We start from the raw sequence: 18,352 nt of genomic DNA, 5'->3' as shown, positions 1-18,352 counted from the left end.
GGAAGGGTCAGGCCCTCTCGTTCTCCCGGGCCCGCAGGTCCTTGCGCAGGATCTTGCCCGAGGCCGACTTCGGGATCTGGTCGATGAACTCGACCACGCGCACCTTCTTGTGCGGCGCGACCTTCTCGGCGACGAAGCCCATGACGTCGTCCTCGGTCAGGTCCTCACCCGAGGCCTGCTTCACCACGAACGCCTTCGGGACCTCCTCGCCGTCGGCGTCCTTGACCCCGATGACCGCGGTGTCGGCGATCTTGTCGTGGGTCAGCAGCAGCGCCTCCAGCTCGGCGGGCGGCACCTGGTAGCCCTTGTACTTGATGAGCTCCTTGACCCGGTCGACGATCGAGTAGACGCCCTCGTCGTCGACGACGGCGATGTCACCGGTGTGCAGGAAGCCGTCGGCGTCCTTGGTGGCGTCGGTCGCCTCGGAGTTGTTGAGGTACCCGACCATCACGTTCGGGCCCTTCACCCACAGCTCGCCGCGCTCGCCGACGCCGACCTCCTCGCCGGACTCCGGGTCGACCAGCTTGCACTCGATGTTCGGCAGCGCGAAGCCCGACGAGTTCAGGTCGAGGTCGCCGCGGTCGTCGGGCATGCAGTGGCTGACCGGGGACAGCTCGGTCATGCCGTAGCCCTGCAGCACGGTGCAGTCCAGCCGCTTGGCGACGGCGCGGCCGAGCTCGCCGTCCAGCGGGGCGGCACCGGAGAAGATCGTCTTCACGCAGGACAGGTCGAACTTGTCGATGATCGGGTGCTTGGCCAGCGCGACGGCGACCGGCGGGGCGATGTAGAGCCGGTCGACCTGCAGGTCCTGGGTGATGGTCAGGAACTGCTCGAGGTCGAACTTCGGCATGGTGACGACGGTGGCGCGCGCGTGCAGACCCTGGTTCATCATCACGGTCATGCCGTAGATGTGGAAGAACGGCAGGAACGCCATGATCTTGGTCTCGCTGGTCACGTCGCCCATGGCCTGGATCTGGAGCAGGTTCGCCACCAGGTTGCGGTGGGTCAGCACCACGCCCTTGGCCAGGCCGGTGGTGCCCGACGAGTACGGCAGCACCGCGGTGTCGGTCGCGGTGGTCGTCAGCTCGGGGGCCGGGGCGCCGGAGCCGACGAGATCGCGGAGCGAGTCGTGGCCCTCGGTGGCGTCGATGGTGAGCACGACGTCCTCGGACAGTCCCGCCTCCTTCGCCCCGGCCACGGCCCGGTCGAGGAACGGCGAGACGGTGATGACCATCTTCGCGCCGGAGTCCTTCAGCTGGTGGGCCAGCTCGCCGCCGGTGTACATCGAGTTCGCGCTGGTCACGATGCCGTTGGCGCGCAGGATGCCGTGGAACAGCGCCGCCCACTGCGGCAGGTTCGGCGCGAACAGCGCGACGACGTCGCCGGTGCCGATGCCGCGGGCGGCGAGCCCGCCGGCGATCTTCTCGACCAGGCCGTGGAACTCGGTGTAGGTCAGCTGGTCACCGGTGGTGCCGTCGACGATCGCCGGCGCGTCCGCCCGGTCGCCGAACCCGTCGGCGAACAGGAACTCGGTGAGCGAGACGTCAGGGATTTCGACGTCCGGGTACGGGCTGCGCAACGACAAGGTTCGCTCCTTCGCGAGGTCCTGCGGGGGACGGACGGCGCGGAGATCCGGCCGGGTTCGGCGTCATGCTAGAGGCACCGCGCCCGTACCGTCGTCGTGGCGCGGTGAAAAGTTACCCGCGGGTCACCGGAAGAGGTGCTCGAACGCGGTCAGGTTCGCGGTCGACTCGCCGTTCTCGCTGCGCCAGGCGTACTCGCGGCGGATCGAGGAGGCGAAGCCGAGCTCCAGGAAGGTGTTGAAGTCGCCGTCGGCGGCCTCCAGCACCGAGCCGAGGACACGGTCGAGCTCGTCCGCGGTGACGGCGTGGCGCGCCAGCCGCCCGACGAGGTGGATGTCCCCGACCCGGTCCAGGCAGTAGTGCACGCCGTAGAGCCTGGCGTTGCGCAGCAGCATGAACCGGTAGACGCCCTCGTGGTTCTCATCGGGCCTGCGGCACACGAACGCCTGCACCGCGAGGGTCTGCTCGCGCAGGATCAGCCAGGTCTGGGTCTGGAGCCGGGCCTCGCCGGGGAGGGTGACCAGCCACTGCCCGGGCCCGCGGTGGACGTGCTCGGCGCCGGAGTCGGCCAGCGCGGCCCCGATCCGCTGCTCCAGGTCGCTCATACGTCCCCCCGTCGCCGCGCCGCGAACTCGGTGCGGGCCTCGTCGTAGGCGCCCAGCAGGGCGTCGGTCGTGCGGTCCCAGGAGAAGCGGTGCGCGTGCGTCGCCGCGGTCCGCCCCATCTGCTCTCGACGGCCCGGGTCGAGCGCGAGCTCGCCCAGCGCGTCGGCCCAGTCGGAGATGTCGTGCCCGGTGACGAGCAGCCCGGACCGGCCCTCGGCGACGGCGACCGGCAGCCCGCCCACGCGGGTCGCCACCACCGGCGTCCCGCACGCCTGGGCCTCCAGCGCGACCAGCCCGAAGGACTCGTTGTGGCTCGGGACGGCGACGACGTCGGCCGCCCGGTAGACCGTCACCAGCTCGTCGCCGGCCCGGGGCGGCAGGAACCGGACGAGGTCGGTGATCCCCAACTCGGCCGCCAGCTCGTGCAGCGACGTCGGCTCGGCCAGCCCCGACCCGGACGGCCCGCCCGCGACGAGCACGACGAGGCGCTCCCGCAGCCCCGGTGCGCGCGCGGCCAGCTCGGCCGCGGCGCGCAGCAGCACGTCGGGGGCCTTGAGCCGCTGGATGCGTCCGACGAACGCCAGCACCACCGCCCCGGCGGGCAGGCCCAGCTCGGCGCGGGCCGCAGCGCGGTCCCCGGGCCGGAAGCGGTCGGTGTCCACCCCGGGCGGGATGGTGACGGTGCGGCGCGGGTCGGCGTCGTAGAGGTCCAGCAGCTGCTTGGACTCGATCTCGGTGTTCGCCACCAGCCGGTCGGCCTCGGCGACGACCTGGTCCTCGCCGATCACCCGCACCCGCGGCTCGGGGGTGTCCCCGGCGGCGAGCGCGGCGTTCTTGACCTTGGCCAGGGTGTGCGCGGAGTGCACCAGCGGCACCCCCCAGCGGTCCCGGGCCAGCCAGCCGACCTGGCCGGACAGCCAGTAGTGGGAGTGCACGACGTCGTACCAGCCCGGGTCGTGGCGGGCCTCGGCCCGCAGCACCCCGGCGGTGAAGGCGCACAGCTGGCTCGGCAGGTCGTCCTTGCCGAGACCCTCGAAGGGGCCCGCGGCGACGAACCGGACCGTCGCGCCGGGCTCCAGCTCGACCGTCGGTGGCTGCTCCGACGACGTGGCGCGGGTGAAGATCTCCGCCTCGACGCCGCGGCGGGCCATCCGGATCGCCGTCTGCGCGACGTAGACGTTCATCCCACCGGCGTCGCCGGTGCCGGGCTGCTCGGTCGGGGAGGTGTGCACCGACAGCACCGCGACCCGTCGGGGCAGTCGCTCACTCACCCGAGCATCCTGACACGGCGCCGGAGCGCCAGCGCAGCCACCAGCGCCCGCAGCGGGTCCGCGGCGTGCCAGTCGTCGCCGCGGCCGGGCCAGGCCGGGACGGTCACCGTCGCGCCGTCGTCGAGGTCGACGACCAGCTCGTCGTGCCGGTGCAGCCGCCCCGGGGGCGCGGTCTCCCCCAGCGCGGCCAGTGCCAGGACGACCTCGGGGTCGGCCGTCCACGGGCCGGGGGTACCGGTGCCGCGGGCGGTCCCGGCGACCCGGTCCGAGGCCAGCGGCACGTCGAGCAGCTCCGCGAGGGCGGCGGGGTCGGGCCCGCCGGGGACGGCGGGCAGCGCGTCCAGCGCGGGCAGCACCCACGGCGCGTCGAGGACGACGGCGCGGTCGGTCGGCGCGACCGACCCGGTCACCGTGCGGACCCGGTCCGGCGGGTCGACGTCGTCGAGGTCCACCCGGCCGTCCGCGACGGCCGCGGCGAGCGCGGAGTAGGCGGCCGCGGCCACCTCCCCGGTCACCGTGCGCGCCGGGTCGGCCAGCCGGTCGAGCAGCTCGGTGACCTCGTCCGGCCCGTCGACGACGACCCGGTCCCGGACGCCGACGGCGGCGAGCACCGCGTCGTCGACACCGGGCAGGGCCCCGACCTCGTCGTAGAGCCCGGCCAGCCCGGTCGCCGAGCGCAGCCGCCACGTGCCGGCCAGCCGGCCGCCGAGGCGGACGTGGCGCGACAGCCACCAGGCGGTGTAGCCGGTGAGCAGCGCGGCCCGGGTGTCGCGGTCGCCGGCGAGCAGGGCCAGGGCCGCGGGCCAGCGGTCGTCGGCGACGAGGTCGAGGTCGCGGACGGCGGGCGGGGGTCGCCGTCGCCGGGGTAGTGCTCGGCGTCGTGCAGCACGTCGGGGTCGAACGCGACGACCGTGAACCGGTCCAGCACGCCGGCGGCGACCAGGGCGTCGCGGGGCACGTCGGCCCACTCCGGCCCCAGCACGCCGACCGGGGCGTCCGGGTCGAGCAGGTCCCGGACGGCGGCGTCGGGCAGGACGAGCTCGTCGGCGCGGGCGGGGCGGCCGTCCTCGTCGGTGAGGGCGAGGGCCCCGAACCGCGGGTCCGGCGCGGCGCCGGGGGTGTCCAGCAGGGCGAGGACGGCGCGGGCCGCCGCGGTGGTGTCCAGGCCCGCCTCGGCGTCGTCGACGGACCGCTCCACGGCGGCGTGCAGCGCGGGCGCGTCGAGCAGGGTGTCGCGGTCGGCGTCGGCGGCCCCGAGACGGCGCAGCAGCGGGTGGACGGCGTCGGGGTGGGCGATCCGCAGCTCGGGGAGCGCCGCCACCCCGGCCGCGTCGCCCCCGACGGGGAGCAGCACCGAGGCGGGCCCGGGCACCAGGCGGCCGTCGACGAGCGGGACGGGCAGCGCGCCCAGCTCGGCGGCCAGCCCCGGGACGGTGTCGGCGGCCGGGGCGAGCGCCGCGTACAGCTCCCGCCACCGGCCCGGATCCGCCTCGAGGCCGGTGAGCCGCTCCGCCAGCGCGGCGGGGCCGACCCGGTCCACGCCGAGCCCGGCGGGCGGGACGACCCCGGACGCGACGAGGCGGGCGAACGCCGGACCGGTCGCGGCGAGCAGCTCGGGCAGCCCGTCGGCGGGCACGTCGAGCCACTCGGCCCGCTCCGGTGCGAGCACGTCCGCGTCGCCCGTGGCGGCGGGGAGCCACGGGGTGCGGGTCAGCGCGGCGGTGACCGCCTCGCGCAGCCGGCCGTCGAGCGGTGAGCGCGGGAACCCCGGCTCCGGCACCAGGGCGGTGCGGTCGGCGGGGCCGACGCGCCGGACGAGGTCGGCGTAGGCGGCCGCCGCGGCATCGACCAGCGCGTCGACGCCCGGGTCGTCGGCACGGATCCGGCGGCGGTCCGGGTCGAGCGGGAACGGTGCGACCAGCCGGGCGGGCAGCGACAGCTGCTCGGCGCTGCGGGTGGGGGCGTACAGGACCTCGCCGGCGTCGGGTCCGTACGGGGCGGGCCGGTCGCCGCGGCGCGGCAGCGCCCAGCGGACGCCCGCGTCCCCGGTGACCAGCAGGTACCCGGCGTCGCCGACGCGCACCCGGCCGTCGCCGAGGTCGGTGCGGGCGACGGTCACCGGGCCCGCCGTGACCGACTCCAGCCCCGGCAGGGCCAGCAGCAGGTCCCCGGCGGTGCGGGCGAGCTCGTCGAGCAGGTCGTGCGGGTCGGTGCCGGGCGCCGGGCGCAGCCGGACCTCGGTGGCGAACCCGGGCGGCGGCGGTTCCTCCTCCGGCGCGGGCCAGGCCAGCCGCAGCACCGGCACCCGGGCGTCGCGGGACAGCTCGGCGGCCGCGGCACCGCCCAGCCCGGCCACCTCGACCGCGGTCCGCGCGGCCGAGAACGCGACGGCCCCGGCCGCCGTCACCAGCCGGGGGTCGGTACAGACGGCGAGCACCGCGGCGAACCCGACGCCGAACCGGCCGGTCGCGCCGGCCGCGTCCCGCTTGGCCGAGGCCCGCAGCGCCCCTAGCGCGGCGACCCCGGCGGCGTCGAGCGGGGCACCGGTGTTGGCGACGCGCAGCTCACCGTCCACCACGACGGCCCGGACCCGGCCGGGCAGGGCCGCGGCGAGCGCGGCGTCGGCGGCGTTCTGGAGCAGCTCGGCGACCCAGGTGTCGGCGTACCCGCCGCGGCGCAGGTCGTCCTCGGCGTTGACGTCCTCACGGAACCGGGTCGGCGACGACGACCAGGCCGCCAGGACCCCGTCCCGCAGCGCCGCCGTGCCGAACGGGTCGGTGCCGTCCGCGACGCCGGGAGGGCTCAGGACCCGACCGGCTCGAGGTCGACGCCGTCGTCGTAGACCAGGGCCGAGACGTGGACCGGGGAGCCGGACGGCTCGGCGACCGAGGAGTGCGCGCCGCAGCCGAAGCCGACGGCGACGACCTGGGCGTCGGCCGGGGAGGAGCCGTTCGCGCAGACCCCGAACACGCCCTGCAGCGACCCGGCGAGCGGCACCAGGAACCCGCAGGTCCCGCAGGACGCGGGGGCGGACCGGGCGAGATCGGCGGCCGGGCCGCGCTCCCCGTCCTGCCAGCGCTCGGCGGCGGCGATGCGGCCCTCGAACGACAGCACCCGCTCGCGGCCGAGGCCGACCTCGCGGGCCAGCGCGTCGACGGCCGGGTCCCCGGAGTCGACGTAGCCCGGTACCAGGCGGGGGTCGTCGGCCGGGGTGGGCAGCAGGTCGCCGGGCTTGAGGTCCCCGGGGCGCACGCGCTGGTCCCACGGCACCCAGTCGGGCGCGACGAGCGCGGTCGAGCCGGGCAGCAGCACCGACTCCGAGACCGTCACCGGCCCGTCACCGGCCGCGGCGGCGACGGTGACCGCCCACCGCCAGCCGCGGTAGCCGGGCAGGTGCGCGGCGAAGGAATGGGTGACCGAGCCGTCGTCCTCGGCGGTCGTGCCCAGGTGCGCGCCGACGGCGGCCACGGCCGCCTCGTCGCCCAGCTCGTCGGCCGCCTCCTCGACGGCCGCGGCCCGCGCCTCGTCCACCGCGTCGAACAGGTGCGACGGCGCGGGTGTCACCCGGGGCTGCGGCGTCTCCGCCCGCTCGTCACCGGAGTCGCCGACCTCGACACCCACCTCACCAGTGCTCACCTCACCAGTGTGCCACCCGTGCCCGGGCATCCTGGGCGGGTGCCCGCCCGAGCGCTGCTCCGCCGCCCCTCCGTGACGGGGCTGCTCCCCCTCCTGCTGGCCCTGGCGGCCTGCGGGGCCGCGGCCCCGGCGCCGGGGCTGCCCGCCCCGGGCACCGTTCCGGTGGTCCGTCCGCAGGTCCTCGCCGAGATCCCGCACGACCCGCAGGCGTTCACCCAGGGCCTGGAGCTGCGCGACGGGACCCTCTACGAGGGGACCGGCCGGGTGGGGCGCTCGCAGCTGCGCGCGCTGGACCCGGCGACGGGCGCGGTGCGGGCGGCGAGCCCGCTGCCGCCGGCGTACTTCGGGGAGGGCATCACCGTCGTCGGGGACCGGATCTGGCAGCTGACCTGGCAGGACGGGGTGGCGGTCGAGTGGGACCGGGCGACGCTGCGGCCGCTGCGCGAGGTGCCCGTCGACGGCGAGGGCTGGGGGCTGTGCCTGCTGGGCGACCGCGTGGTGCGCTCGGACGGCACCGACCGGCTGTTCTTCCACGACCCGGCCGACCTGGCGGGGACCGGCTCGGTGGCCGTCACCCTGCACGGCGCCCCGGTGACCCGGCTCAACGAGCTGGAGTGCGTCGGCGACCGGGTGTGGGCCAACGTCTGGCAGACCGACGACCTGGTGCGGATCGACCCGTCGACCGGGGTGGTCGACGCCGTCGTCGACGCGACCGGGCTGCTGCCGGCCGGGCAGCGGGCCGGGACCGACGTGCTCAACGGCATCGCCCACGTCGACGGCGACGAGTACCTGCTCACCGGGAAGCTGTGGCCGACGACGTTCCGGGTGCGGCTCCCGGTGCCCCCGGCCTGACCCGCGCTGCGCCCCCGGCCTGACCCGCGCTGCGCCGGGCGGGTGACACCACCCGGCGGGATCGCCGGAACCGTCGGTGCCCGCCTGCACAATGACCGCGTGGCACCGAACCCGTTCCGCAGCCGCCGCCGGGCGGCCGGGTCGAGACGTGGCCCGGCCCCGCGCACCTCCCCGACCACCGGCCCGACCACCACCCCGATCGCCTCGGACCCGGCGCTGCGCCGTGCGCGCTCCGCCGGTGCCGCCACCGACGAGCTGCCCCGCCCCGGCCCGGCCACGGTCCCCCGCACGGTGACGGTCACCCGGGTCGCCGTGCACCGCACCCGCGAGCTGGGCGGGCGCGCGGTCGCGCTGTTCCGGCGCGCCGCGACCGCCGACGGTGCCGACCGGTCCGGGCTGACGGCGCTCACCTACGCCACGATGCTGACCTACGCGCTCGACGCGGCGGTCGCCGTCGCGCTGGCGAACACGCTGTTCTTCGCGGCGGCGACGGCGGAGTCCACCGCGAACGTGGCGCTCTACCTGGCGATCACCGTCGCGCCGTTCGCGCTGGTGGCGCCGGTGATCGGTCCCGCGCTGGACCGGTTGCAGCGGGGCAGGCGGATCGCGATGGCGGTGTCCTGTGCCGGCCGCGCGGTGCTCGCCGTGGTGCTCGTGTTCCACCTCGACGACTGGCTGCTCTACCCGGCCGCGCTGGGGATCATGGTGCTGTCCAAGTCGTTCCTGGTGCTCAAGGCGGCCGTGACCCCGCGGGTGCTGCCGTCGACGATCACCCTGGCGACGACGAACTCCCGGCTCACCACGTTCGGGATGGCCGCGGGCGGGATCGCCGGGGCCGTCGCGGGCGGGGCGGCGCTGGCCGTCGGCGGGGCCGGGCCGCTGTGGTGGACGGCGGTGCTCGGCGTCGCCGGTGCCGTGCTCTGCCTGCGGATCCCCCGCCGGGTCGAGTCCACCGCGGGCGAGGTGACCGCGGCGGTGCCCGCCACCCGGCCGGGCAAGCGCCGGTCCCGCGCCCCGGCGACGCGGGCGGTGCTCGTCGCGCTGTGGGGCACGAGCACGGTGCGGGTGCTGACCGGGTTCCTCACGCTGTTCGTCGCGTTCGTGGTGAAGGCCGGGGCCGAGCAGTCCCCCGACGGCGATCCCGCGGGCCAGCTGGTGGTGATCGGGATGGTCGGCGCGGCCGCCGGCGTCGGGCTGTTCGCCGGCAACGCGGTGGGGGCGCGCAGCCGCTTCTCCCGGGTCGAGCCGGTGGTGCTCGCGGCGGCCGCGGCGGCGGTGCTGGCCGCGGCGGCGGTGGCGCTGCTGCCGGGGGTCCCGACGGCGGTGGTCGCGGCCCTGGTCGCGTCGACGGCGAGCGCGCTGGCGAAGGTCTGCCTCGACGCGGTGGTGCAGCGCGACCTGCCCGAGGACGCGCGGGCGTCGGCGTTCGGGCGGTCGGAGACGGTCCTGCAGCTGGCCTGGGTGCTGGGCGGGGCGATCGGGGTGCTCGCCCCGCACGACACGTTCCGGACCGGGTTCGTGATCGTGACCGGGGTGGTGGCGGTGTTCGCGCTGCAGGCCGCGCTGGTGCGCCGCGGCACCTCGCTGGTGCCCGGTCTGGGGCCGCGCCCGGCCGTCGCCCGCTGAGGGCCCACCCGCGCGCCGGGCCCGGATCCGTACGCTGGTCGGCGTGATCACCCGCCCCCGACCGCGCCCCCGCCGGTCCGCCGGCGTGCTGGCCGGGACCCTGGCCGCGGCCGCCCTCGTCCTCGCCGGGTGCGGCGGCGAGGCCCCGACGGTGACGTTCGACGTCGGTGGCACCTCGCTGACCGCCGCGCCCACCCAGTTCTGCGACACCAGCCTGCAGAACTGCCAGGACGCCCCGAACGCCCGGGTGACCGCACAGGTCCCGCCCGGGACGGAGGTCCGCATCACGGTGCCCGAGGAAGTCTCCTCCGCGCCCTGGCAGGTCGCCTACGCGTTCACCCGCGGCACCGACCCGACCCCGGTCCAGCAGCGCAGCGCGATCGCCGCGCCGGACACCCGCACCGACTTCACGCTGTCCCTGCCCGAGCCGGGCGACCGGCTCGTCACCGCACAGGTGCAGGTGTTCGGGGCGCCGCCGTCGATCGACCCGGAGAGCACCGACATCCAGTTCCCGGTCCGGGCGACCTGGGTGCTGGTCGGCGAGCAGGGCTGAGCGGGCGCGACCCGGGGCTCAGCGGCCCGCGCCGAGCAGCCGGGCCAGCGCGGCGTCGGAGTCGGCCTGCGCGTCGCGGTCGTGGGTCGAGGAGAACACCAGCAGCTCGTCGGCGCCGGTGCGGGCCACGAGGTCGTCGAGCCGCTCGGCGACGGTGTCGGGGTCGCCGACGATCGCGTTCGCCAGCGCCCGGTCCACGGTCTCGCGCTGGCGCCGGGTCGTCGCGCGGTGCGGGTCCGGCGGCTCCAGCGGCGGGAACTCCCCGGTGGTGCGGGCCGCGGCGTGCGCCCACGCCTCGGACAGCGCCAGCTGCGGGTCCCCGACGAGCACGTCGGCGGACACCACCAGGTGCGCCGCGTCCCCGGCCCGCTCGCGGTAGTCCGCCAGCGCCGCCGGATCGTCGAGCACCGGTCCGCCGACGACGGCAGGCAGCCCCAGGTCCCCGGCCAGCGGCAGTCCCGCGCCGGTGGCGAGCAGGAACAGGGGTACGGCGTGCTCCAGCCGCGGGCGGGCCGTCACCGGGCCGCTGCCGTCGAGGAAGGAGCGGAGCTCGTCGAGGGCGGCGCGGAACTCCGCGTCGTCGGCCCCGCCGGCGCGCAGGGCGCGGCGGACCGGCTCGGTGAACCCGGGCGAGCGGCCGATGCCCAGGTCGATCCGCCCGGGATGCAGCGCCTCCAGCAACGCCACCTGCTCCGCGACGACGAGCGGCTGGTGGTTGGGCAGCATGATCCCGCCCGAGCCGACCCGGATCCGCGCGGTCGCCGCGCCCACCGCGGCCATCAGGACCGGCGGGCTGCCCGACGCGATCCCGGGCACGGCGTGGTGCTCGGCCACCCAGAACCGGTGGTAGCCGAGCTGCTCGGCGCGGACGGCCCGCGCCACCGTGCTGCGGACCGCGGCGGCGTCGGGCTCCCCGGCCCGCGTCCGCGAGCGGTCCAACATCGACAGGCGCACAGTCGCCCCAACGCCGCCCGCACCCGCCGCCATTCCGCCGCGCCCGGCAGCGGCCGGTCAGCCGTCCAGGTCGCGGGCGACGGCCCGCACGACCTCGGCGGCCAGCTTGCAGGTCTTGCGGTCCGGGTAGCGCCCGTGCCGCAACGCCGGCTGGATCTTGTTCTCCAGCAGACCCATCATGTCCTCGATCAGACCGTGCAGCTCCTCGGCGGGGCGGCGCGCGTTCTCCACCGCGGACGCCTGCTTCTCGACGATGCGCACGGAGAGCGCCTGCGGCCCGCGGCGGCCCTCGGCCATCCCGAACTCGACCCGCTGGCCGGACTTGAGCGCCTCCACGCCGGACGGCAGCGCCGCCTTGCGCACGTAGACGTCCTCACCGCCGTCCTGGGAGAGGAAGCCGAAGCCCTTCTCCGCGTCGTACCACTTCACCCTGCCGGTGGGCACCGTCGTCCTCGATTCCTGCTTGCTGTGTTGCTGCGTGCACGACAAACGCGCCCGGGCTCGCCGGACGCGCCGTCACCGATGGTACGCCTGGGACCCGTCCGGGGTCAGGCGTTTCGGACCCTCGCCGCACTCTCCAGGTCCAGCAGCCCGACCGACTTCTCCCGCATCTCGACCTTGCGGACCTTGCCGGTGACCGTCATCGGGAACTCGTCGACAACGAGCACGTAGCGCGGGATCTTGTAGTGCGCCAGCTTCCCGGTGGCGAACTCGCGCAGCGTGTCGGCGGTCATGGGCGCGGCGCCCTCGCGCAGCACCACCCAGGCGCAGAGCTCCTCGCCGTAGCGCTCGTCGGGGACCCCGATGACCTGGGCGTCGACGACGTCGGGGTGGGTGTAGAGGAACTCCTCGATCTCGCGCGGGTACACGTTCTCGCCGCCGCGGATGACCATGTCCTTGATCCGGCCGGTGATGTTGAGGTAGCCCTCGTCGTCCATCACGGCGAGGTCGCCGGTGTGCATCCAGCGGGCGCGGTCGATGACCTCGGCGGTCTTCTCCGGCTGCTCCCAGTAGCCCAGCATCACCGAGTAGCCACGGGTGCACAGCTCGCCCGGCTCGCCGCGCGGCAGCGTCCGGCCGGTCTCCGGGTCGACGACCTTGACCTCCAGGTGCGGGTGCACCCGCCCGACCGTGGACACCCGGCGCTCGAGGGAGTCGTCGGCGCGGGTCTGGGTGGACACCGGGCTGGTCTCGGTCATGCCGTAGGCGATGGTCACCTCGGTCATGCCCATCCGGTCGACGACCTGCTTCATCACCTCGACCGGGCACGGCGAGCCGGCCATGATCCCGGTACGCAGGCTGGACAGGTCGTAGTCGCCGAAGCCGGGGTCGTTGAGCTCGGCGATGAACATCGTCGGCACCCCGTAGAGCGAGGTGCAGCGCTCCTGCTGCACGGCGTGCAGGGTCGCCTTCGGGTCGAAGCCCGGCGCCGGGATGACCATCGTCGCGCCGCTGCTGGAGCAGGCGAGGTTGCCCATGACCATGCCGAAGCAGTGGTAGAAGGGCACCGGGATGCAGACCCGGTCGGCCTCGGTGTACCCGCAGGTCCGGCCGACGTAGTAGCCGTTGTTGAGGATGTTGTGGTGCGACAGCGTCGCGCCCTTCGGGAACCCGGTCGTCCCGGACGTGTACTGGATGTTGATCGGGTCGTCGGCCGTCAGCGACGCCTGCACCTGCGCCAGCTCGTCGCGGCGGGAGGCGTCGCCCGCGGCCAGCGCGTCCCACTCGGGGGAGCCGGTGATCACGACGCGCTGCAGGTCGGGACAGTCCGCCCGGACCTCGGCGATCATCTCCTCGTAGTCGGAGGTCTTGAACGACGACGCCGACACCAGCGTCGAGATCCCGGCCTGCTTGAGCACGAACTCCAGCTCGTGGGTCCGGTAGGACGGGTTGATGTTGACCAGGACGACGCCGATCTTGGCCGTCGCGAACTGGGTCAGCGTCCACTCCGCGGTGTTCGGCGACCAGATCCCGACCCGGTCCCCCACGGTGAGACCGGCGGCGAGCAGCCCGGTGGCCAGGTCGTCGACGGCGGTCCGCAGCTCGCGGTAGGTCCAGCGGCGTCCGGTCTGCACCTCGACGAGCGCGTCGTTGTCGGGGACGCGGGCGACGGTGCGGTCGAGGTCGTCACCGATGGTGTCGCCGAGCAACGGCGTGTCCGAGGTCCCGGACGCGTAGGACGGGACGGCGGGGGTTGCGGCGGCTGAGGTCACGACGTCGTACTCCTCGGGCGGTTCGGTGCGGGTCGTCACATCCTCGCCCCCGGACGACGCGGTTGCCAACACCCGTCGGTCAGGACGAGGACAGGCGCCGCCGCCCCGAGTCGGCGACCTTCGCCGCCCCGCGCCGCGCCCCGTGGGCCGCGCGGCGCAACGGCCGCGGCGACGGCTCGGGCCACGGACCGACCGGCACCAGCACCCGTTCGGCCGGGGCGAACCCGGCGGGGTAGCCGGGCACCCGCCAGGTCCCGGCCGGTGCGTCCGGTGGCAGCCATTCCGGGCGCCACATGCCCAGCGCGAGGTCCAGATCGGCCAGCCGGGGCGCGAGCTCGTCGGTCAGCTCGGTGCGCAGGTGCTCGGCCCACAGCCGTACCCGCAGGTCGCGCACCTGGTCGCCGGTGGTGACGAACGCCGTCGAGAGCTCGGTGTCGGTGCCGCGCATCGAGCGGGAGAAGAAGTTGGCCGACCCGATGGAGGCGAAGACGTCGTCGACCAGCGCCAGCTTGGTGTGGACGGTGAGGTCCTCGATCCGGTGCATGATCACGTTGCCGCGGTCGGCCGGGTCGAGCTGGTCGATCACGCCCCGCTGCACGTCACCGGTGACGCGACGGCGGAACTTGTTCACCCCGGCGTCGACCGGGTCCTTGCGCCCGGAGCACACGAGCACGACCCTCACCCCGCGGGCGGCGGCGTCGCGCAGCAGCCCGTAGAGCCGGAACGCCCGGCGGCCGCCCGGGACCTCGAAGAAGTACTGGTCCTCCAGGTAGACGTAGCGGCGCGCACCGCGGATCGCGGTGGACAGGGTGTGGAAGACCTCCTGGGTGCCGTTGCGGGGGAGCACCGTCCAGTGCCGCCGGTAGAGCATCCCGAAGTGGTCGATCTTCCACGGCCGCAGCGAGCGCAGCACCTGCACCGCGGTGCCCGGGGCGGACCGCGGCGGGGCCGGCGGCGACGGCGGCAGGTCGTGCCGGAACGGCTCGGGGTTCATCGGCTCCCAGCCGGTGGGGGTGACCATGAACCGGCGCGGCGGCAGCGTCGCGGCCTCGGTCCACCGGCCCCGGTACACCTCCCACACCCGGGCCGCACCGGGCCCGTGCAGCGCGGCGGCGCCGTCGTGCCAGCCCCAGCGCTCCTCGCCGATCGAGAGCCGGTCGTGCGGCTCGGCGTCGAACCGGTTGGCCGACAGGTCCAGCCCGCCGACGAACGCGGTCAGATCCCCGCCGACGTGGGCGAGCACCACCTTCTGGTGGTGGCAGCCGATGCCCGAGCCGGACCAGTCCAGCAGCACCCGCCCGGCGAGCTGCGTGCGGCGGCGCAGCTCCAGCGCGGCGAACGCGTTCGCCCGGAACGGGCCGATCGCCACGCCGGGCACCGATCCGGAGAACAGCGCCGCGGTGAGCAGCACCCGCACGTCCACGCCGGCGTCGACCAGACGGGCGAAACGGTCGGCGAGGGCCTCGTAGCCGTCCTCGTCCGGGTCGAGACCGTTCAGATCCATGTCCGGTTCCAGGTTCAGACCGGTGACCAGCACCGTGTCCCCCGGTCCGGCCCGGTCGAACAGCGCCCGCAGCCGGGCGAAGTAGTCGACGCCGTCGACGATCGGCTCCCACTCGGTGTCCTCGACGAAGGTGGGGCAGTCCGGGGCGGCGGGGGCCAGGTAGCGACGGGTCAGCGACGCCAGGTCGGCGGGCGGGGAGCCGGGCATGCCCGGACGCTATCCGGCGCGCCGGGGGTCGCGCCTACTCTGCGGGCATGGCACGTCCGGGAACGGTGGACCGGGTCTCCGCGGCCGTCGCGGCGACGGGCGCGGTGGTGGTCGGCGGCTGGTTCGTCGTGACCGGGGTGCAGATCGAGATGGTGGGGGCGCCGGGCCGGGGACCGCTCGACCGTGCGTTCCCGTTCCTGCTGGCCGCGGCCGCGGTCGCGGTGTTCGGGCTGATGGCGTGGCGCTCGTGGCGGGCGGCGGACCGCGCGGACGCGGCCGCACCCCCGGTCCCGGTGCCCGTGGTGCTGCCGACGCCGCTGCCCGGGTCGCCGACGACCCCGGCGCCGCCCGTCGCGGTGCGGGTCGTCCCGGACCTGTCGGCCGAGGGCCGGGACCGGCTGGCGCACACGGTCGCGGTACTCGAGCGCGCGGGGGTGCTGCCGTCCGGCGTCGTCGAGCCCGATGCGCTGGCCGGCGGGGTCGCCGACCACGGCGAGCCGGTCACGACCGGGGCCGTGCTGGGCGCGCTGGGCGAGGCCGGACCGGACGGCTGGGACGCGTTGCTGGCCCTCCTCCCGACCTGGGCCGAGCAGGACCCCGCCGAGCACGCCGCCGCGCTCGACCGGCTCGCCGGTCCGGACCACCGGGTCGCCGTCGCCGGAGCGTCGGTCGAGGTGGACGGCACGGCCGTCGCGGTCGTGACCGCCGGCCACCCGAAGGCCCTCGACCCCGGCCCGCTCGTCGCCGCCGCCCGTGCCCTGCGCGACCGCGGCGCGCCTCGGATCGCCTGGCTGTGGACCGACCAGGTGCTGTGGCTCGCGACGCCGTCGGTGTCGCCCGCCGAGCTGAACGACCTGCTCGACCAGCCCGTGTACGAGCTGTGGGAGTGGGCCGACGAGGCCCGGGCCTAGAGCCCGCCGGTCTGCAGCAGCCGGTTCGGGGTACCGCCGGTGCCGCCGCCGTCGATCTTCCCCGGCACCGCGTTGTCGACGATCCACTTCTTGACGGTGGTGGCCGGCGCGTCGCCGCGGGCCTGCTTGTACAGCGCCGCCACCCCGGCCGCGAAGGGCGCGGCCATCGAGGTCCCGCTGTAGGAGGCGGTGCCGCCCCCGGGGACCGGCGCGACGATCCGGGTGCCCGGTGCGTAGAGCGAGACGCAACGGCCGGTCGAGGAGTTCGACGAGCGCTTGTCGTCGATCGTCGAGTTCGCGACGACCAGCACGTCACCGATCGCTCGGGGCAGCGCGGTGCAGTCGTCGCCGCCGGTGTTGCCGGCCGACGAGGTCGCGAACACCCCGGAGTCGATCATGCGCTGCACGGCCTGCTGGAGCATCGGCGAGCCGCCGTAGCTCCACGACATCACCGCGACCGCGGGGCCGCGCTTGTTCTTCGACACCCAGTCCAGACCGGAGATCAGCGACGACAGCGTCCCGGTGCCGTTGCAGTCGAGCACCTTCACGGCGCGCACGGTCGCGCCCGGGGCCACGCCGTAGTCCCTCGACGCGGCGATCCCGGCGACGACGGTGCCGTGCCCGTCGCAGTCGGTGTCGGTCCGGTCGATCGTGTTGAGCTCGAACCTCGCCCGGCCGCCGAACTGCGGGTGGCTCGCGTCGACGCCGGTGTCGAGGACGAACACGTCCACGCCGGCGCCGGTCGCGGTGTGCCGGTACTGCCCGTCCAGCGGCAGGTTCGGCTGGTCGATGCGGTCGAGCCCCCAGTTGCCCGGCGCCTGCTCGGCACCCGCGGGCGGGCCGACCGGCGCGTCCTGGTGGACGGCCTGCGGGTCGAGCGGGGTGATCGTGCGGTCCTCCTCCACCCCGACGACGCCGGGCCGGTCGCGCAGCTCGGTCGCCTGGGCGGGGGTGAGGTCCGCGGCGAAGCCGTGCACCACGCTGTCGAAGGTGACCTTCGGCTCGACGCCGACGGACTCCGCGGCGGCCCGCGTCTGCCCGTCGGTCGCCGTCTGCACCAGGTACCCGGCGGGTGCCGACGGCGCCGTCCCGGCGGCGGACGCCGTCGGTGCGAGAGGAACACCGAGCGCGACCGCCAGGACACCGGCAGTGACCAGACGGGCGGCGCGGGGACGCATGGGGCTCACGGACAGCGACGCTATGCGCCTGTGACGCCTGGTGCGAGAGACACGATGGTGGCCCGGGTGACACCTGGGACCACCCGGGTGACGGAGCGTTTCGGTACCGGCAGTGCCGGGGACGCCTGCCGACCGGGGCCCGGCAGGGCTCCGAGTTGCACGATCAGCGGATCGGCCGTGGCCCTCAGGCGTGCCGGCCGTGCACGGCGACCTCGGTCGCCTTCACCGCGAACCACACCTCGTGACCGGGTTCGACACCCAGTTCGGCGACGGCGGCCGGGGTGACGTCGGCGGCCAGCCCGGACACCCAGTCCGGCCCCCCGGCGACGGGTGCGGCCCGCAGCCGCACGGTGTCCCCGCGCGGCTCCAGCGCGGCGATCCGGACCGGTACGACGTTGCGCGGGCTGCCCTCGGGCCTGCTCGCGTGCACCGCGACCGCGGACGGCGGGAACACCGCGACGGCGGGCTCCCCCTCGGCGACCTCGACGACCCGGCCCCGGATCTCGGTCCCGTCCGCGGTACGCACCCCGGAGCCCTCGGCCACGCCCGGCACCAGGTCCAGGCCGGCGATGCGGGCGGAGAACGCGCTCCGCGGCCGGGCCAGGACGTCCCGGGCGGGGCCGGACTCGACGATCCGGCCCCGGTCCAGCACGACGACGCGGTCGGCGAGCACGAGCGCGTCGAGCGCGTCGTGGGTGACCAGCAGGGCGGTCTGCTTGCCGTCGGCGATGACCCGGCGCAGCAGGGTGCGCATCGCGGGGGTGGCGTCGACGTCGAGGGCGGCGAGCGGCTCGTCGAGCAGCAGCAGCCCCGGCCCGGGCGCCAGCGCGCGGGCCAGCGCGACCCGCTGCTGCTGTCCGCCGGACAGCTGCGCGGGGCGGCGGGCGGCGAGCCCGCCGACACCGACGGCGTCGAGCAGCTCGCGGGCCCGGGAGTCGGCCGCGGCGCGGGGCGTGCCCTGCGCACGCGGCCCGAACGCGACGTTCGCCAGCGCCGACAGGTGCGGGAACAGCAGCGGCTCCTGGGCGAGCAGGCCGACACCGCGCCGGTGCGGCGGCACGAAGGTCCCGTCGGCGGTGTCGAGCAGGGTCCGGCCGCCGACGCGCAGGTGCCCGGAGTCCGGGCGCAGCAGCCCGGACAGGATGCCGAGCATCGTGGACTTGCCCGCCCCGTTCGGGCCGAGCACCGCGAGCACCTCGCCCGCGGCGACCGACAGCTCCATGTCCAGGGCGAACCCGTCCCGGTCCAGCCGCGCCCTC

General features: G+C 75.8%; 16 protein-coding genes and 1 pseudogene. 4 read left to right on the top strand and 13 right to left on the bottom strand.

What is annotated here, in order from left to right:
• Nucleotides 1–7 precede the first annotated feature (7 nt).
• From AC0GKK_RS18535 to AC0GKK_RS18510, 6 genes are all read right to left on the bottom strand, one after another.
• A complete protein-coding gene (locus AC0GKK_RS18535; protein ID WP_482638440.1) occupies nucleotides 8–1,585 on the bottom strand; it encodes an AMP-binding protein in 1,578 nt (525 codons plus the stop codon).
• A gap of 123 nt (nucleotides 1,586–1,708) precedes the next feature.
• Nucleotides 1,709–2,188, bottom strand: coding sequence for a type III secretion system chaperone family protein (locus AC0GKK_RS18530; protein ID WP_489882209.1), 480 nt, complete (start codon nucleotides 2,186–2,188; stop codon nucleotides 1,709–1,711).
• Nucleotides 2,185–3,459, bottom strand: coding sequence for a D-inositol-3-phosphate glycosyltransferase (mshA, locus tag AC0GKK_RS18525; protein WP_489882208.1), 1,275 nt, complete (start codon nucleotides 3,457–3,459; stop codon nucleotides 2,185–2,187). Before mshA ends, AC0GKK_RS18530 begins: the two co-directional genes overlap by 4 nt.
• Nucleotides 3,456–4,070, bottom strand: a complete 615-nt coding sequence (locus tag AC0GKK_RS18520) for a hypothetical protein (protein WP_489882207.1) — start codon at nucleotides 4,068–4,070, stop codon at nucleotides 3,456–3,458. The genes mshA and AC0GKK_RS18520 overlap by 4 nt, the downstream gene beginning before the upstream one ends.
• Complete coding sequence (locus tag AC0GKK_RS18515) at nucleotides 3,971–6,061, bottom strand: sacsin N-terminal ATP-binding-like domain-containing protein (protein WP_489884035.1); 2,091 nt, start codon at nucleotides 6,059–6,061, stop codon at nucleotides 3,971–3,973. The genes AC0GKK_RS18520 and AC0GKK_RS18515 overlap by 100 nt, the downstream gene beginning before the upstream one ends.
• 200 nt (nucleotides 6,062–6,261) lie before the next feature.
• Nucleotides 6,262–7,095, bottom strand: a complete 834-nt coding sequence (locus AC0GKK_RS18510; protein WP_318299325.1) for a DUF3027 domain-containing protein — start codon at nucleotides 7,093–7,095, stop codon at nucleotides 6,262–6,264.
• A 39-nt stretch (nucleotides 7,096–7,134) separates the two neighbouring features.
• Here AC0GKK_RS18510 and AC0GKK_RS18505 point away from each other — a divergent pair, with 39 nt between their 5' ends.
• From AC0GKK_RS18505 to AC0GKK_RS18495, 3 genes are all read left to right on the top strand, one after another.
• Nucleotides 7,135–7,947, top strand: coding sequence for a glutaminyl-peptide cyclotransferase (locus AC0GKK_RS18505; RefSeq protein ID WP_489882206.1), 813 nt, complete (start codon nucleotides 7,135–7,137; stop codon nucleotides 7,945–7,947).
• Between the two features lie 99 nt (nucleotides 7,948–8,046).
• Nucleotides 8,047–9,573 (top strand): MFS transporter, encoded by a 1,527-nt coding sequence (locus AC0GKK_RS18500; protein ID WP_251786760.1) that lies wholly within the window; start codon nucleotides 8,047–8,049, stop codon nucleotides 9,571–9,573.
• Between the two features lie 43 nt (nucleotides 9,574–9,616).
• Nucleotides 9,617–10,126 carry a DUF2771 family protein gene (locus AC0GKK_RS18495; protein WP_178375886.1) on the top strand — a complete coding sequence of 170 codons (510 nt, stop codon included), beginning with the start codon at nucleotides 9,617–9,619 and terminating at the stop codon, nucleotides 10,124–10,126.
• A gap of 18 nt (nucleotides 10,127–10,144) precedes the next feature.
• Here AC0GKK_RS18495 and AC0GKK_RS18490 read toward each other — a convergent pair whose 3' ends face one another.
• From AC0GKK_RS18490 to AC0GKK_RS18475, 4 genes are all read right to left on the bottom strand, one after another.
• Entirely contained in the window at nucleotides 10,145–11,068 is a 924-nt protein-coding gene (locus AC0GKK_RS18490) for an MsnO8 family LLM class oxidoreductase (RefSeq protein WP_489882205.1), read from the bottom strand.
• A 69-nt stretch (nucleotides 11,069–11,137) separates the two neighbouring features.
• A complete protein-coding gene (locus tag AC0GKK_RS18485; RefSeq protein WP_062398128.1) occupies nucleotides 11,138–11,524 on the bottom strand; it encodes a cold-shock protein in 387 nt (128 codons plus the stop codon).
• A 104-nt stretch (nucleotides 11,525–11,628) separates the two neighbouring features.
• A complete protein-coding gene (locus AC0GKK_RS18480; RefSeq protein WP_489882204.1) occupies nucleotides 11,629–13,293 on the bottom strand; it encodes an AMP-binding protein in 1,665 nt (554 codons plus the stop codon).
• Between the two features lie 79 nt (nucleotides 13,294–13,372).
• Complete coding sequence (locus AC0GKK_RS18475) at nucleotides 13,373–15,004, bottom strand: phospholipase D-like domain-containing protein (RefSeq protein WP_489882203.1); 1,632 nt, start codon at nucleotides 15,002–15,004, stop codon at nucleotides 13,373–13,375.
• A 47-nt stretch (nucleotides 15,005–15,051) separates the two neighbouring features.
• Here AC0GKK_RS18475 and AC0GKK_RS18470 point away from each other — a divergent pair, with 47 nt between their 5' ends.
• Complete coding sequence (locus AC0GKK_RS18470; protein WP_489882202.1) at nucleotides 15,052–15,915, top strand: hypothetical protein; 864 nt, start codon at nucleotides 15,052–15,054, stop codon at nucleotides 15,913–15,915.
• Here AC0GKK_RS18470 and AC0GKK_RS18465 read toward each other — a convergent pair.
• The 3 genes and pseudogenes from AC0GKK_RS18465 to AC0GKK_RS18455 all read right to left on the bottom strand — a co-directional run.
• Nucleotides 15,912–17,093, bottom strand: coding sequence for a S8 family peptidase (locus AC0GKK_RS18465; protein ID WP_489884034.1), 1,182 nt, complete (start codon nucleotides 17,091–17,093; stop codon nucleotides 15,912–15,914). The genes AC0GKK_RS18470 and AC0GKK_RS18465 overlap by 4 nt on opposite strands.
• Before the next feature lie 184 nt (nucleotides 17,094–17,277).
• A complete protein-coding gene (locus tag AC0GKK_RS18460; protein WP_405414652.1) occupies nucleotides 17,278–17,847 on the bottom strand; it encodes a TOBE domain-containing protein in 570 nt (189 codons plus the stop codon).
• Between the two features lie 87 nt (nucleotides 17,848–17,934).
• Nucleotides 17,935–18,294: pseudogene (locus AC0GKK_RS18455) on the bottom strand (ATP-binding cassette domain-containing protein); the annotation flags it as partial.
• Nucleotides 18,295–18,352: the final 58 nt, after the last annotated feature.

This window comes from Pseudonocardia sp. P-1, assembly GCF_058111925.1.
The sequence above is the reverse complement of the archived record's forward strand: the minus strand, read 5'-3'. Positions and strand labels throughout refer to the sequence as shown.

Bases quoted from the DNA above. Each gene is read 5' to 3' on its own strand.
- AC0GKK_RS18530 (WP_489882209.1), bottom strand. From the start codon at position 2,188: ATGAGCGACCTGGAGCAGCGGATCGGGGCCGCGCTGGCCGACTCCGGC.
- AC0GKK_RS18460 (WP_405414652.1), bottom strand. From the start codon at position 17,847: ATGCGCACCCTGCTGCGCCGGGTCATCGCCGACGGCAAGCAGACCGCC.
- AC0GKK_RS18470 (WP_489882202.1), top strand. From the start codon at position 15,052: ATGGCACGTCCGGGAACGGTGGACCGGGTCTCCGCGGCCGTCGCGGCG.
- AC0GKK_RS18465 (WP_489884034.1), bottom strand. From the start codon at position 17,093: ATGCGTCCCCGCGCCGCCCGTCTGGTCACTGCCGGTGTCCTGGCGGTC.
- AC0GKK_RS18490 (WP_489882205.1), bottom strand. From the start codon at position 11,068: ATGTTGGACCGCTCGCGGACGCGGGCCGGGGAGCCCGACGCCGCCGCG.
- AC0GKK_RS18475 (WP_489882203.1), bottom strand. From the start codon at position 15,004: ATGCCCGGCTCCCCGCCCGCCGACCTGGCGTCGCTGACCCGTCGCTAC.